The organism is Pseudonocardia sp. McavD-2-B (assembly GCF_024124365.1).
In the GTDB taxonomy this organism is placed as follows: domain Bacteria; phylum Actinomycetota; class Actinomycetes; order Mycobacteriales; family Pseudonocardiaceae; genus Pseudonocardia; species Pseudonocardia alni.
The window spans coordinates 1-14,537 of the sequence record NZ_JAMXSG010000144.1; the positions used below are offsets into that span (position 1 = coordinate 1).

The following is a 14,537-nucleotide window of genomic DNA, read 5'->3' on the forward strand; positions in this document are numbered from 1 at the left end:
ACCGCACGCAGCGCCGCCGCGGTGACCGTCCCGCCGGGCAGCCGGACCCGCGCCAGGGCCCCGTCCGCCGCCGCGTGCGGCGAGACGACGCCGGGGCAGGCGTCGGCGCGGGTACGGGTGGTCGGCGACGGCACGCCGGACACTGTAGGCATCCGCGACCGGTGGGGGGACCCGCCGGGGCGGCGGTCACACCTCGTCAGGTGTTCAGGTCACGGCAGGTACCGGCGGGCGCCGGAGTAGGTCGCGTCGAACCGCACCGGGGTCACCCGGACGGGGGTGGCCGCGTCGAAGGCCTCGATCATCGTGCCGTCGCCGGCGTACATCGCGACGTGCGTCGCCGGGGAGTTCCAGAACAGCAGGTCACCGGGACGCAGGTCGGCGGGGTCGTCGACCGGGCGCCCGCCGCGGGACTGGTCGGAGGCGTCCCGCCCGACGGTGATCCCGTGCAGGGCGTAGGACAGCCCGGTCAACCCCGAGCAGTCCGGGCCGAACCCGGAACGCCCGCCCCACAGGTAGGGGCGGTCCAGGAACAGCCGCGCCGTCGTGACCAGACCCTCTCCGGTCGGGGAGGGCGGGGCCCCTCCGCGCAGCTCACCCGCCGCCAGCCACGCCTGGTCGCCGCCGGGCAGCGCGACCCGGACCGCGTCGCCCGCCTCGCCGACGACCGGCAGCCGGGTGCCGACGCTGACCTCGCGCAGCCGCTCGGTGCGTGCCGGGTCGCGGTACAGCCAGGCCGTCGCGACGCCGTCGACGGTGCCGGTGGGCGCCCCCGCGGCGAGCGCACCGAACGCGGGGTCGTCGACGAGCTGGGCCGCGGGGACCCAGCCGGGGTAGCCGCGGCCGTCCTTGCCCGACGGCTGGCCGGGCACGACGACCCGCGCCCACCCGTCGCGGCGCTCGGTCACGGTCACCGGGGCGCCGAGGAGCGCCTGGGTCTGGGTCCGCGAGGCGGTGGTGAGCTCGCGGCGGTCCGCGCTGCTCATCGACCCCATCCACGCGGCCGGGTCGGCCGGGGCGGCGACGGCGGCCCGGTCCCGCGGGCGCGGGCTGTCCGGTGAGGTCCACATGGTCGCGACCGACACGGCGACGAACGTGCGCCCCGGTCCGTCGGCGGCCGCGGGCAGGGCGACCGCGGGCAGGACGGCGCAGCCGAGCACCGCGGCGAACAGGACGGACAGGACACGGGGCACGGCGGGGACTCTCGACAGCCGGATGGGCCGGGGCAAGCAGCCACACCGCCGGGTCACCACGACGGGTGGAGTGGCCCCGCCCACACGGGTGGGTTCTCATGGTGCGGTGCGCCCCCACCGGATCACCGCGGCCGTCGTGACGGTGCTGGCCCTGCTCCTGGCCGGCTGCGGCGCGGGCTCACGCACCCCGGCCGCGACGGCGACACTCGTGCCGTGCGGGTTCCCGCCGCCCGCGCAGGGCCTCGACGTGCGGGTGCTGGCCTACAACTCCTCGGCCGTCGACCCGTTCACGAACACGATGGTCCGCAGCTGCTCGCGGGACGGCGTGACGCTGCGCCACGAGCCGATCGACTTCGCCGGGCAGACCCAGAAGACCATCGCGACGCTGTCCGGGCGCTACGGCACCTACGACATCGTCGAGACCTACGGGCTGGTCGTGCCGCAGTTCGCCTCGACCGGGAAGCTGCGCCCGCTCGACGACCTCGTCGCCCGGTACCGCGAGGAGTACGGCCTGGACCGGCTGAGCCCGGAGATGCTGGCGGCGCTGTCCTACGACGGGAAGCTCTACGGGCTGCCGACCATGGCCCAGCCGTTCACGCTCGTCTACCGCCGCGACGTGTTCGACCGGCTCGGCCTGGCCCCACCCCGGACCTTCGCCGAGCTGCGCGAGGTCGCGGCCCGGGTGCAGCGCGACGGCGGGATCCGCTACCCGCTGGCGCTGCCGCTGCTCGCGAGCGCCGACATCGCCACCGCCTACGACGCCGCCCTCGGCTCGCTCGGCACCGACTACGTCGACCGCGACACCGGCCGCCCGAACTTCACGACCCCGGCGGCGGCGCGGGCGTTCACCGAGCTGCGGTCGCTGCTGCCGTTCATGGACCCGCAGGTGACGACGTTCGCCCAGCCCGCGGTGCAGCAGCAGATGTACAACGGCTCGGCCGCGATCGCGATCATGTACAGCGGCCGGATGTTCGACCTGGTCCAGGAGCGCAACAGCCGCTTCTCCCGGGAGTTCGCGTTCGCCCCGCCGCCGTCGGTCGCCGGTGGCGACGTGCTCTACAACTCGCTGTCGGTCGACGGCTGGGCGATCCCGGCCAACACCGAGGTCGACCCGGACCTGCTGTTCCGGTTCCTGGCCGCGTCGGTGGGGCCGGAGTCGGCGCGCGCGGCGGTCCCGGCGGCGTTCCCGTCGCGGCTGGGCAGCGTGACGCCGGCCAGCAGCCCGTTCGCGCCGGCGCAGCTGGAGGCGCTGGGGAAGGCCCCGCCGCCCGAGCCGTTCCCGTGGACCTCGCGCATCTCGGTCGCGACGCGGCCGGTGGTGGCCGACGTGCTGGCCGGGCGGGTCCCCGTGGAGCAGGGGCAGCAGCGGATGCAGGACATCGCGACGGCGATCGTCGCCGAGTACCGGGAGGTGGGCTGAGCCGCCCGGACGTCGTCCGGCCCTTGTCAGGTCCGGCCCGCGACTTCTAGTGTATGCGTATGCACCTCACTGAAGCGGACATGCGGCGGATCGGCTCACCCGTCACCGTGGCGAAGGCGCCGGCCGTCGCCGACAGCGCAGACCTGCGCGACCCGGCCGTGGTCGCCACCGTCTCGGAGATGCTGCGCACCATCTCCGCAGGCGGGATGGACGCGGTGCTGCGCTACGCCCGTGACCTCGACGGGTTCACCGGCTCCGACCTGCTCGTCGGTCCCGCCGAGCTCGCCCGGGCCGGGGACGAGCTGCCCGCGGACCTGCGTTCGGCGCTCGACGCGGGCGCCGACCGGACCCGCCGGTTCGCCGGGATGCAGCGGGCGCGGCTGCAGGACTTCGAGTCCGAGGTGCTGCCCGGGGTCGTGTGCGGACAGCGTCTGGTCCCCGTGCAGAACGTCGGTGCCTACCTCCCCGCGGGCCGGTTCCCGCTGCTGGCCGGCGCGTTCATGACCGTCGGCGTGGCCGGGGTCGCGGGCGTGCCGAACATCGTCGCGGCCACCCCGCCCTCGCGCGACGGCCGCCCGCACCCGGCCGTGCTCTACGCGGCGCACATCAGCGGTGCCGACGCGGTCTACGCCGTCGGCGGTGTGCAGGCGCTCGCGGCCATGGCGTTCGGGCTGCTCGACGGGACGCCCTCGGACATGATCGTCGGCGCCGGCAACGCCTACGTGGCCGAGGCCAAGCGCCAGCTCTACGGGCAGGTGGGCATCGACGTGCTGGCCGGGCCGTCGGAGGTCGCCGTGATCGCCGACGACACCGCCGACGCCGCGACCGTCGCCGCGGACCTGCTGGCCCAGGCCGAGCACGGGCCGACCTCCCCGGCGTCGCTGGCCACGACCTCCGAGCGGCTGGCCGAGGAGGTCCCGCGGGAGATCGAGAAGCAGCTCGCGGGCCTCGCGACCGCCGAGATCGCCGGGGCCGCCTGGCGCGACCACGGCACGGTGTACCTCGCCCCGGACCGGGAAGCGGTCGCCCGGGTCATGGACACCCTCGCTCCGGAGCACCTCGAGGTGATCGCCGAGGACCTCGACTGGTGGCTGGGCCGGCTGCGCAACTACGGATCGCTGTTCCTCGGTCCGCACTCGACGGTGGCCTACGCCGACAAGGGCATGTCCGGCACCAACCACGTGCTGCCGACGACCCGGGGCGCGCGCTACACCGGCGGACTGTCGGTGGCCGGCTTCCTCAAGCAGCTGACCTACCAGCGGGCGACCCGCGAGGCGACCCGCGCCCAGGCCGAGCCGACCGTGACCGTGTCCGACTTCGAGCAGCTCGTCGGGCACCGCGACAGCGCCCGCATCCGGCTCGACGCACTCCGGGACTGATCGCGCATGCGTATGTATGTCGGAGGTGGGTCGGCGGGCCGTGGCAGCCGCCCGCTCGTGGTGGCGCTGGGGCTCGCCGTGGTGCTGCTGCTGGCCGGATGCGGCGCCGGGTCGCGGACCCCCGCCGCCACCGCCACGCTCGTCCCGTGCGACTTCCCACCGCCACCGTCGCCGGTGGACGTGAACGTCCTGGCCTACAACTCCTCGGCGATCGACCCGTTCACCAACTCGATGGTGCGCAGCTGCTCGCGCGACGGGGTCACGCTGCACCACGAGCCGATCGACTACGCGGGTCAGGCCCAGAAGACGATCGCGACGCTGGCCGGCCGCTTCGGCACCTACGACATCCTCGAGACCTACGGCTTCGTGGTCCCGCAGCAGGCCTCGACCGGCAAGCTCCACCCGCTCGACGACCTGGTGGCCCGCTACGGCGCGCAGTTCGACCTGGACCGGCTCAACCCGGCGATGCGCGAGGCGATGTCCTACGACGGCACCCTCTACGGCATCCCGATGCAGGCCCAGATGTTCGTCATGGCCTACCGCCGCGACGTCTTCGACCGGCTCGGGCTGACGCCGCCGCGCACCTTCGCCGAGCTGCGGCAGGTCTCCGAGCGCATCCAGCGCGACGGCGGTATCCGCTACCCGCTGGCGCTGCCGCTGCTGGCGAGCTCGGACCTCGCCACCGCCTACGACGCCGCGCTGGGCTCGCTGGGCACCGACTACGTGGACCGGCACACCGGCCGCCCGAACTTCGACACCCCGCAGGCTGCGGAGGCGTTCGAGCAGCTGCGCTCGCTCGTGCCCTACATGGACCCGCAGGTGACGACGTTCGCCCAGCCCGCGGTGCAGCAGCAGATGTACAACGGCTCTGCCGCGATCGCGATCATGTTCAGCGGCCGGATGAAGGACCTCACCGAGGTGGACAACAGCCGGTTCGCCGCGGACTTCGCGTTCGCCCCGCCGCCGTCGGTGGCCGGCGGCGACGTGCTCTACAACACGCTGTCGGTCGACGGCTGGGCGATCCCGCAGAACACCGATGTCGACAGGGACCTGCTGTTCCACCTCGTCGCCGCCTCGGTCGGGCCGGAGTCGTCGAGGGCCGCGGTGCCCGGCGCGTTCCCGGCCCGGGAGGGCATGGTGACCCCGGACAGCAGCCCGTTCGCGCGGGCCCAGCTGGAGTCGATCGGCAGGGCCTCCCCACCGGAGCCCTACCCGTGGACGTCGCGGATCAGCAACGAGACCCGCCCGGTCGTCGCCGACGTGCTGGCCGGCCGGACGACGATCCCGGACGGCCAGCGGCAGATGCAGGAGATCGCGACCGCGATCGTCGCCGAGTACCGGCGCTGACCCCCTTCCCACCACCCACGAGAGCGAGGTGAGGCGACCATGCGCAGGCGCGAGTTCCTGGGACTGGTCTCCCCGAGCCTGCTGGTGATGCTCGGCCTGCTGCTGTTCCCGCTCTACAAGACCGTGGAGTGGAGCCTGCAGCGGGTCAACTACGGCGAACCCGGCACCTTCCTCGGCCTGGACAACTACACCCAGGCCCTGTCCGACCCCCGGCTCGGGCGGGCGGTGCTGTTCACCGTCGGCCTGACCGTCGCCGTCGTCGCCGTCCTGCTGGTCGGGGGCTACCTGCTCGCCGTGCTGGTCAACGGGCTCGGCCGGTCCCGCCCCTGGGTGCTCGGCGTGCTCCTGGTGTCCTACGTCGTGCCCAACGTCGTCGGCGCGACGATGTTCTCCTGGCTGTTCGACTCCAACTTCGGCGGCGTCGTCAACTACCTGATCACCGAGCTCACCGGGGCCGAGATCCTCTGGTTCACCGAGCCGTGGGCGAACCGGGTGATGATCGGTCTCAACACGGTCTGGTTCATGCTGCCGTTCGCCATGCTGGTGATCCTCGCCGGGCTGCAGGGCGTCCCGGGGGAGATCGTCGAGGCCGCCCGGATCGACGGCGCCACCGGCTGGCGGGTGCACTGGCACGTGATCGTGCCGAGCATCCGGGGCGTCCTCACCTTCGTCTCGATCATCTCGATCATGGACGTGCTGCGGACGTTCGACCAACTCGTCCCGCTCTCGCCGCAGGCACCGCAGATCGGCAACGAGTCGATCATGCTCTACATCTACAACATCGCCTTCCAGGACGGCGGCCAGCAGCTGGGGCTCGGCAGCGCGATCAACGTGCTGCTCATCGTCCTGATCGTGCTGTTGCTCTCCCCGTTCATCCGGGACATGGCCAAGGAGGCCCGCCAGTGAGCAGCGTGCAGACCGCCCCGCCGGCCACCACCCCCGGCCCGTCCGACGACACCGGCCCCGCCCCGGCCCGCCGCCGCCCACGCGGGCGGACCGTCCTGGTCGGCGGCCTGCTGCTGGTGATCTGCTGGGTGATGCTGAGCCCGGTGCTGTGGACGGCCATGTCGGTCACCAAGCCGACCGACGTCGCCTTCCTCGATCCGCCGGTGTTCACCTGGGAGCCCACCTTCACCGCGTTCGTCGACCTCTGGCAGACGACCGAGTTCTACCGGTACCTGCTCAACACCCTGGTCGTCGCGCTGATCAGCACGGTGATCGCGCTGCTGATCGGCATCCCCGCCGCGTACGCGCTGTCGCGCTACCCGGGCTGGGTGTCGGTCGCGCTGCTCATCGCGGCGCTGATCTTCCGCGCGCTGCCCCGGTTCGCCGTGGTGCTGCCGATGTACGAGCTGTCGCGTTCGCTGGGGATCTACGACACGACCTTCGCCGTCGCCGCGGCACTCGTGGCGATCAACCAGCCGTTCTCGATCTGGCTGCTGCGCAACTTCTTCGCCGAGATCCCCAAGGAGCTCGACGAGGCCGCGATGCTCGACGGTTGCAGCCGCTTCCAGATCCTGTGGCGGGTGATGGTGCCGCTGATGGGCCCCGGCATCCTCACCGCCGGGATCTTCATGTTCCTGTTCGCGTTCCAGGAGTACCTGACGGCGAACGTGCTCACCGACGTCGTCGCCCGCACCGTCCCGGTCTTCATCGCCACCCAGCTCGGGCAGACCCTGCCGATGCTGCAGCAGGCCGGCGCCGCCGCGATCCTGCTGACGCTGCCGGTGATCGGGTTCGCGTTCATCGCCCAGCGCTACCTCGTCGCCGGTCTGGGCGCGGGCTCGGTCAAGGGCTGAGCGGTGCCCGCCGTCCCGTCCCCGCCGCTGGTCCTGCTGCCGGGCATGAACTGCTCGGCCCGGCTGTGGGGCCCGGCGGGGGCCGGGGCGCTGCACCCGGTCCTCGACCGGCCGACCCTCGACGACCAGGTCGAGGCGCTGCTCGACGCGCTGCCCGCCCGGTTCGCCCTCGCCGGGCTCAGCCTGGGGGGCATCGTCGCGATGGCGCTGACCCGGCGGGCTCCGGACCGGGTCGCCGGGCTGTGCCTGATGGCGACCAACGCCCGCCCGCCGACCCCCGAACAGCGCGCCGGCTGGGACGCGGCGCTCACGCGGCTCGACGACGGCGCCCCCGCCCGCGCCCTGCAGCCCCTGGAGCTGCTGCTGTACGACCGGTCGTTCGATGCCACCGCCCTGCGGATGGCCGACGAGACGGGGGAGCGGCGCCTCGCGGCCCAGCTGCGGCTGCAGGGCACCCGCGTCGACGAGCGCCCAGCCCTGCCCGCCGTCGCGGTGCCGACCCTGGTGCTGGCCGGTGCGCTCGACCGGCTGTGCCCGGTCGAGCGACACACCGAGATCGCCGGGCTGGTGCCGGACGCCCGGCTGCACGTGCTGCCGGGCGCCGGTCACCTGCTCCCGGTCGAGGCCCCGGACACCGTGGCGACACTGGTGGCCGGGTGGACGGCCACGGTGCACGCCCGGGAGCGGGCTCGGGAGATGGGCGGGCAGTGATCGGGCCGGCAGTGATGGGGCAGGCACTGCACGCGAACTCGTGATCACGGCGCGGACCGGGCTCGGGACCCGCTGATCCGAAGCCCGCGCGGTGATCGGCTGTTCGCGCGTGTCGGGACGCGCGCGAGGGCCGGCTCTGCGCGCACACCGCGGATCACCGCGCGGCCGTCGGCACGCGGGGGAGCCGAGGTGCCCGGCGGCAGGGGATGTGCCCCCGGGGCAGGGGACGTGCCGAGCGCCGGCTCCGGGGCGTCGCGCGGTCGGGCCGCCCGCGCCCGGCGCCGGGCCCGGCGCCGATCGGGCCGGGCGCACGATCGACACGAGCGAGGGTGCCGGTGCCGTTCGTGGCACCGGCACCCTCGCTCGTGGTGATCACTGTCGGAGCCGCCGGTTCCGGCGGCGGCGCTCACCCCGTCGCCGCGGCCAGCTCCCGGAACGACGCCATCATGACCGCGGCCAGGTTGTAGACCACCAGCTGCGCGCCACCCGCGAACGACGCCGCGGCCGCGTCCGCCGAACCCGCCAGGTCGGCCCGTACGGCGTCCCGGACCGCCGGGTCGGCGCGCACCGACTCCAGCATCCCGGCGACGGACGGGTCGGTGCCCGTGCGGGACGCACCCAGGTCCGCGACGCCGACGAGCCAGCCGTCGATCCCGTCCACGCCGACGATCTCCCCGGCGCGCGCGAGGGCGCCGGGCGACTCCAGCATCGCCACGACCAGCACGTCCTCGGCCGCCGCGCGATGCTCCTCGGCGGTGACACTGCCGAACCTCCCCGCCCGCGGGTAGGTCGCGAACCCCCGTGTGCCGTGTGGGGGGTAGCGCAGCGCCCGCACCAGTGCCGTGGCCTGTGCGGCGTCCTCCACGTGCGGGGCGACGATCCCGCGGGCGCCCTGGTCGAGCGCCCGCTGGGCGAGGTGGTGCTCGTCCTCCCCGGGGCGGACGAGCACCGGCAGGCCGTGCGCGTCGGCGAACGCGATGTGGGCGCGCAGCATCGACACGTCGGCCGGCCCGTGCTCGCAGTCGATCAGTACGAAGTCCAGACCGGCGACGGCGAGCATCTCCACGATCTCCTCGCAGGGCATCCGCACCAGCGCCCCGGCGAGCCGCTCCCCGGCGGCGACCCGCGCCCTCACGCGATCATCCCGGCGGACAGGTCGACGTCGGCGCCGGACAGCCCCGGCATGGCGAGCATCGCGACGACGGCCGCGCCCACCTCGTCGGCGGTGATCATCCGGCCGAGCGCGGCCCGCCCGACGAACGCCGCACGCGCCGCGGCGACGTCGGTGCCGGTCCGCTGCGCCTCCAGCGCGAAGTTCCGGTCCATCCGGTCGCCCTCGACGGGGCCGGGGGACAGCGCGTTGACCCGCACCCCGGCCGGGCCCGCCTCGAACGCGAGCGTCGAGGTCAGGCCGAGCACCGCGGTCTTCGACGCGCAGTAGGGCGTGCGCCGGGCCAGCGGCCGCTTCCCCGACACCGAGGCCACGTTGACCACGTCGCCGTCCCCGCGGTCGAGCATCGGCGGCAGGAACGCCCGGCACACCAGGTAGGTGCCGCGCACGTTGACCGCGAACACCTCGTCCCACTCCTGCGGGCTCACCTCGACCAGCGGGGCCACCGGACCGGCGATCCCGGCGTTGTTGACGACGATCGAGACCTCCTCGTCGGCGAGCCGGACCGCCAGGTCCGCGACGGAGTCCGGGTCGGCGACGTCGCACACCTCGGCCCGGGCGGCGGGCCCGATCCGGGCCGCGGTCGCGGTGAGGGCGTCGGCACGCCGCCCGGCCAGCACGACCCGCGCCCCGGCACGGGCCAGGTGCGACGCGATCGCCGCACCCAGCCCGCTGCCGCCGCCGGTCACCAGCGCGGTGCGTCCCGTGACCGGCGTGCTCACGACCCGGCCACCGGTGCCGGGCTCCCGAGCGGCGCGATCTCGTCCAGCCAGTCGATGCGGTCCCCACCGTGCCGCCAGGCCCGCAGGTCCCCGGAGCGGGCGTGCCCCTCGAACAGCTCCACCCGCGACGCGCGCCCGCACACCCGGCCGAGCTCGGCGCTCGTCGCGGGGTCGCGGACCTCCTGGTAGGTGCAGGTCTTGAGGTACTTCCCGACCCACAGCCCGCCCGTGTAGCGCGCGGCACCGAGCGTCGGGAGCACGTGGTTCGTCCCGATCACCTTGTCTCCGTAGGACACGCAGGTGTTCTCCCCGAGGAACAGCGCACCGTAGTTGCGCATCCGCTCCAGGGCGTCGCGGGGCTCGGCGGTGAGGACCTGGACGTGCTCGGCGGCGAGGTCGTCGGCGACCCGCCACATCTCGTCGGCGTCGTCGCACACGACGATCCGGCCGTGGTCGTGCCACGCGGGCCCGGCCAGGTCGTTCGTGGGCAGGCCCGGCAGCAGCCGCCCGACCAGGTCGAGCACGGCCCGGCCCAGCGTCTCGGAGGTCGTGACGAGCACGGCGGGGGAGTCCGGGCCGTGCTCGGCCTGTGACAGCAGGTCGACGGCGACGGTCAGCGGGTCCGCGGTCCCGTCGGCGACGACGAGGATCTCGGTGGGGCCGGCGAACAGGTCGATGCCGACCTCGCCGAAGAGCTGCCGCTTCGCCTCCGCGACATAGGCGTTGCCCGGACCGGCCAGCATGTCGACCGGGGAGACCGACCCGGTGCCCAGCGCCATCGCCGCGACGGCCTGGACCCCGCCGAGGACGTGGATCTCGTCGGCGCCGGCCAGGTGCATCGCCGCCACCGTCGCCGCCGGGACCTCGCCGCGGATCGGAGGCGTGGCCGCGACCACGTGCGGCACCCCCGCGGCCTTCGCGGTCACGATCGTCATGTGCGCCGAGGCGGTCAGCGGGTACCGCCCGCCGGGTACGTACGCGCCCGCCGAGCCGACCGGCACGTGCCGGTGCCCGAGGACCACCCCGGGCAGCGTCTCGACCTCGACGTCGTGCAGGGACTCCCGCTGGACCCGCGCGAAGTTCCGGACCTGGTCCTGCACGAACCGGATGTCGTCGACGACCTGCTGCGGCAGCGACGCGACCAGCTCGTCGACCCGCGCGGGGGTCAGGCGCTCCGGCGCGCGGCCGTCGAACCGGTCCGCGTACTCCCGCACCGCCGCGTCGCCGCGCGTCCGCACGCCGTCCACGATCGCCCGCACCCGTGCGGCGACGCCCTCGTCGCTGCGGCGCGGGGCCGACCCCGTCGCGCTCTTCAGTTCCTGCGACATTCCGTCCTCCCTGGCATAACATACGTATGCGCTACGGCTCCGCAGTGAACGGCGGTGACGCGCCGCTGTCAAGGGTGTGTCCCGGGGCGCACTAGGCTCGACGCGCGGTCGGGGGAAGGGCGGACATGGTCACCAGTCGCGACGTGGCGAGGCTCGCCGGGGTCTCGCAGCCGACGGTGTCGCGCGCGCTCACCGATCACCCCCGGGTCTCCGAGGCGACCAAACGCAGGGTCCGTGAGGCGGCCCTGGCGCTGGGCTACTCGACCAACGCGATCGGGCGCGCGCTGTCGGTGGGTCGCTCGAACCGGATCGGGCTGGTCGTCGCCGACCTGGAGAACCAGTTCTACGCGAACATGATCGGCCCGCTGCACCACGAGCTGGAGGCCCTCGGCCACGAGCTCGTGCTGATCACCGAGTCGGCCGGGACCGCGCCGCTGCCCGAGCGGGTCGCCGCGCACGGCCTGGCCGGGGTGGTGCTGTCGACGACGACGGTGGACTCCATCCAGCCCGCCCGGCTGCGCGACCGCGGCGTGCCGTTCGTCTACCTGAACCGGACCGCGCCCAGCGTGGCCGCCGATGCGGTGACCGTCGACCCCGAGCAGGGCGTGCGCGAGGTGGTCGCGGAGGCCGTCCGCCTGGGGCACACCCGGATCGGGGCCATCTTCGGGCCGCGCAACACCAGTACCGGTGAGCTGCGCGAGCAGGTCGTCCGCACGGTGCTCGACGAGCACGGGCTGGCGCTCGCCCAGCGCGACGTCCTGCACGGTCCGTTCGACTTCGCGACCGGTCGCGAGGGGTTCCGTACGCTGCACGAGCGGGCCGGTGGTCCGACCCTGCTGCTGTGCGGCAACGACGTCGTCGCGCTCGGGGCGCTCGACGCGGCCGCCGAGGCCGGCGTCCCGGTGCCCGGTCACACCTCGGTGGTCGGCTTCGACGACCTGCCCACCTCACGCTGGGCCCTGGTCCGGCTCAGCACCGTCGCCTACGACCTCGACGAGGTCGCCCGGGAGTCCGCGCGGCTGGTCGTCGCCCGGCTGACCGACCCCGGGGCCGCGCCGCGGCACGTCGTGTATCCGACGCACTACGTCGCCCGTGCCACCGTGGCCGCGCCCCGGGCGTAGCCGCTCCCGTCGCCGGAAATCCCCGCGGGACCCTTGCCCGTCGGTTGTGCATACGCATACAGTGCGAGGTGCACGGAATCGACGAGGAAGGACCACCATGACGCTCGACCCGGTCGCGTACGAGCCCTACAACGACCCGGACGACTTCATCCGCGAGGTGACCGACCGGATCTGGGTCCAGCGGGACGTGTCCTACATCGTCGACAACTACGAGCCGGACTCGATCGTCCACGGCGGGCTCGGCACCGTGATCGGCCGCGACGGGGTGATCGAGGGCAGCCTGATGCGCATCGCGGGCACCCCGCAGCACGTCGGTCAGGCCGAGGACGTGGTCTGGGAGGCCCGCGGCGACGACGCGTTCCTGAGCTCGCACCTGGTCTTCTCGGCCGACGAGATCCTCGTCGACGGCGTCGTGAAGCGGATCCGCAAGCGCACCATCGCCAACTGCCTCTACCGCCGCGGCCGCATGGTCGAGGAGTGGGTGGTCCGCGACGAGCTCGCCGAGTGCCTGCAGCGGGGCATCGACCCGGCCGAGGCGGCCCGGGGGCAGCGTTTCCGCGGCTACCAGGGCTCGATGACCGAGGAGCCGCCGAAGGACGTGCTCGCCGTCGGCGACAGCGGGCCGCGGCCGGACGACTTCCGGCCCGAGTGCGAGATGGTGCTGGAGTTCCTCGACGAGGTCTGGAACTCCCGGCGCTACCAGAAGGTCACCGACTACATGCACCGTGACCTGTTCCTGCACACCGTCGGGGACCAGACCGTCGTGCGTCCGGACGGCTACCAGCGCGACCTGCTCGCGCTCGTCGCACCGTTCCCCGACGCCCGGTTCGAGGTCCGCGACGTCCAGACGAACCACGCCGAGCGCTACGCCGGCCTGCGGATCGCGGTGACCTGGGTGATGCGCGGGACCTACCGCGGGACACCGGCGTTCGGTCCGCTCACCGGGGGCGAGGTGGAGCTGCTCGGCGTCTCGCAGTTCCTGGTCCAGGACGGCCGCATCGTCAAGGAGGTCCGGGTGTTCGACGAGATCGCGCTGCGTGCGCAGATCGACGCCGGCCGGACCGAGGCGTTCACCGACACCAACATCTACTGACCGGAGCACCGACATGCACGACACGGTGGTCAGCGCGGACGAGCTCGCCCGCCGCACCGTCCGGCACGCGGACTGGGTCCCGTGCAAGGCCGCGTTCATCGACTGCCGCACCCCCGGCTCGGACCGGAAGGACAACTACTCCTTCATCGGCCCCGGGGTCACGCAGAACGCGTCCCAGCACGTCAACCTCCGCGAGCCGCACGGCTTCAACCTCGGTGCGGCGGGTATGCCGCACGGCACCACGAACAGCCTGCACCTGCACTTCACCGCCGAGGTCTTCATCAACTTCGACGGCGACTACCAGCTGCGGTGGGGACCCGACGGCACCCAGGGCGGCTACCGCAGCGTCGACGGCGACGTCGTCTCCGTCCCGCCGTGGATCTTCCGCGGCTTCACCAACGTCGGCGACGACGACGGCATCCTGCTCACGGTCCTGGGCCGCGACGACACCGGCGGCATCATCTGGGGCCCCACGGTCCTGACCGAGGCGGCCGGTCACGGCCTGCACCTCACGGCGGACAACCGGCTCATCGACACCGTCGCCGGGGACCCGCTGCCCGACGACGTCGCGCTGATCCGGCCGATGGAGCAGGCCGAGATCGACCGGCTCGACGTCTACACCCCCGAGCAGTTCCGCAGCCGGGTCGTGCACGTCGCCGACCGGCCGTGGGTGGCCGAGCCCTATTTGTGCTCGCGGCTGCCCGGCGGTGGCGCCGAGCTCGCCCCGGTCATCGGCTGGGGCACCGCGGAGAGCCGGGCCGCGGCACCGCGGCTGCTCGACCCGCACGGGTTCGCGCTGGCGTGGCTGCGTGCCCTGCCCGGGGACGGCGTGCTCACCCACCGGCACGACGCGACCCAGGTGCTGACGGTGAAGGCCGGCCACTGGGCGGTCACCCTCAACACCGGCGAGGACGCGCGCACCGTCGAGCTCGGCCCGCGGGACACCCTGTCGGTGCCGCCCGGTGCCTGGCGGTCGATGACGGCGCTCGACGCCGACGGCGGCCGGACCGCCACCCCCGGCACCGGTGAGCTGCTGGTCGTCACCGGTGGCGACGGCCGGGTCCGGCACGAGTGGGCGCGCGAGGTCGTGGCCGGTGCCCGGGACCGGGGCCGGGTGCTCGACGCCGACGGCTACCTCGCACCGGCCGCGGTGCTGGCCTTCGCGGCCGAGGACGACTGAGGCCGGGCCGATGCCGGGGACGGGACCCACGGGGCCGACGGGGGCGGCGCCCGGACCGGTGGTGCCGGGTGCCGCC

At 74.0% G+C, this 14,537-nt stretch carries 13 protein-coding genes; 9 read left to right on the forward strand and 4 right to left on the reverse strand.

The genetic code is table 11. The annotated features are described in order from the left end of the window. Positions 1–209 precede the first annotated feature (209 nt). Positions 210–1,190, reverse strand: a complete 981-nt coding sequence (locus tag NH602_RS18560) for an NlpC/P60 family protein (RefSeq protein ID WP_253068454.1) — start codon at positions 1,188–1,190, stop codon at positions 210–212. Positions 1,191–1,296: 106 nt separating this feature from the next. On the opposite strand from NH602_RS18560, the gene NH602_RS18565 reads away from it, so the two are divergent. The 6 genes from NH602_RS18565 to NH602_RS18590 are packed head-to-tail and all read left to right on the forward strand — an operon-like array spanning position 1,297 to position 7,846. Next, positions 1,297–2,610: an ABC transporter substrate-binding protein gene (locus NH602_RS18565; protein WP_073577030.1), complete on the forward strand. Its 1,314-nt coding sequence runs from the start codon at positions 1,297–1,299 to the stop codon at positions 2,608–2,610. A 59-nt stretch (positions 2,611–2,669) separates the two neighbouring features. Next, positions 2,670–3,989: a histidinol dehydrogenase gene (hisD, locus tag NH602_RS18570; protein ID WP_179760260.1), complete on the forward strand. Its 1,320-nt coding sequence runs from the start codon at positions 2,670–2,672 to the stop codon at positions 3,987–3,989. A 6-nt stretch (positions 3,990–3,995) separates the two neighbouring features. Then, positions 3,996–5,336: an ABC transporter substrate-binding protein gene (locus NH602_RS18575; protein WP_253068455.1), complete on the forward strand. Its 1,341-nt coding sequence runs from the start codon at positions 3,996–3,998 to the stop codon at positions 5,334–5,336. A 39-nt stretch (positions 5,337–5,375) separates the two neighbouring features. Then, positions 5,376–6,242 carry a carbohydrate ABC transporter permease gene (locus NH602_RS18580; protein ID WP_073577027.1) on the forward strand — a complete coding sequence of 289 codons (867 nt, stop codon included), beginning with the start codon at positions 5,376–5,378 and terminating at the stop codon, positions 6,240–6,242. Next, complete coding sequence (locus tag NH602_RS18585) at positions 6,239–7,135, forward strand: carbohydrate ABC transporter permease (RefSeq protein WP_062402604.1); 897 nt, start codon at positions 6,239–6,241, stop codon at positions 7,133–7,135. The genes NH602_RS18580 and NH602_RS18585 overlap by 4 nt, the downstream gene beginning before the upstream one ends. Positions 7,136–7,138: 3 nt before the next feature. Further along, the gene (locus NH602_RS18590; protein WP_253068456.1) at positions 7,139–7,846 is read left to right on the forward strand and encodes an alpha/beta fold hydrolase; all 708 of its coding nucleotides are present in this window, start codon (positions 7,139–7,141) and stop codon (positions 7,844–7,846) included. 406 nt (positions 7,847–8,252) lie between these two features. On the opposite strand, the gene NH602_RS18595 is transcribed toward NH602_RS18590, so the two are convergent. Genes NH602_RS18595 through hisD (NH602_RS18605) form a run of 3 tightly spaced genes read right to left on the reverse strand, consistent with a single transcriptional unit; the run spans position 8,253 to position 11,067 of the window. Then, entirely contained in the window at positions 8,253–8,981 is a 729-nt protein-coding gene (locus NH602_RS18595) for an HpcH/HpaI aldolase/citrate lyase family protein (protein ID WP_073577026.1), read from the reverse strand. Next, positions 8,978–9,739, reverse strand: a complete 762-nt coding sequence (locus tag NH602_RS18600) for an SDR family NAD(P)-dependent oxidoreductase (protein ID WP_073577025.1) — start codon at positions 9,737–9,739, stop codon at positions 8,978–8,980. Before NH602_RS18600 ends, NH602_RS18595 begins: the two co-directional genes overlap by 4 nt. Continuing rightward, on the reverse strand, positions 9,736–11,067 hold the full coding sequence (hisD, locus tag NH602_RS18605) for a histidinol dehydrogenase (RefSeq protein WP_073577024.1): 1,332 nt from the start codon (positions 11,065–11,067) through the stop codon (positions 9,736–9,738). Before hisD (NH602_RS18605) ends, NH602_RS18600 begins: the two co-directional genes overlap by 4 nt. Positions 11,068–11,192: 125 nt before the next feature. Here hisD (NH602_RS18605) and NH602_RS18610 point away from each other — a divergent pair, with 125 nt between their 5' ends. The 3 genes from NH602_RS18610 (at position 11,193) to NH602_RS18620 (ending at position 14,461) form a co-directional block, all read left to right on the forward strand. Beyond that, complete coding sequence (locus NH602_RS18610; RefSeq protein ID WP_073577023.1) at positions 11,193–12,188, forward strand: LacI family DNA-binding transcriptional regulator; 996 nt, start codon at positions 11,193–11,195, stop codon at positions 12,186–12,188. Positions 12,189–12,285: 97 nt separating this feature from the next. Further along, the gene (locus tag NH602_RS18615) at positions 12,286–13,281 is read left to right on the forward strand and encodes an ester cyclase (RefSeq protein WP_073577022.1); all 996 of its coding nucleotides are present in this window, start codon (positions 12,286–12,288) and stop codon (positions 13,279–13,281) included. A gap of 13 nt (positions 13,282–13,294) precedes the next feature. Then, positions 13,295–14,461, forward strand: coding sequence for a hypothetical protein (locus NH602_RS18620; protein WP_073577021.1), 1,167 nt, complete (start codon positions 13,295–13,297; stop codon positions 14,459–14,461). The last annotated feature ends 76 nt before the right edge of the window (positions 14,462–14,537 follow it).

What these genes read in the sequence shown, in the direction of transcription:
- hisD (WP_179760260.1), top strand. Translation starts at nt 2,670, where the DNA reads ATGCACCTCACTGAAGCGGACATGCGGCGGATCGGCTCACCCGTCACC.
- NH602_RS18575 (WP_253068455.1), top strand. Translation starts at nt 3,996, where the DNA reads ATGCGTATGTATGTCGGAGGTGGGTCGGCGGGCCGTGGCAGCCGCCCG.
- NH602_RS18580 (WP_073577027.1), top strand. Translation starts at nt 5,376, where the DNA reads ATGCGCAGGCGCGAGTTCCTGGGACTGGTCTCCCCGAGCCTGCTGGTG.
- hisD (WP_073577024.1), bottom strand. Translation starts at nt 11,067, where the DNA reads ATGTCGCAGGAACTGAAGAGCGCGACGGGGTCGGCCCCGCGCCGCAGC.
- NH602_RS18610 (WP_073577023.1), top strand. Translation starts at nt 11,193, where the DNA reads ATGGTCACCAGTCGCGACGTGGCGAGGCTCGCCGGGGTCTCGCAGCCG.
- NH602_RS18615 (WP_073577022.1), top strand. Translation starts at nt 12,286, where the DNA reads ATGACGCTCGACCCGGTCGCGTACGAGCCCTACAACGACCCGGACGAC.
- NH602_RS18620 (WP_073577021.1), top strand. Translation starts at nt 13,295, where the DNA reads ATGCACGACACGGTGGTCAGCGCGGACGAGCTCGCCCGCCGCACCGTC.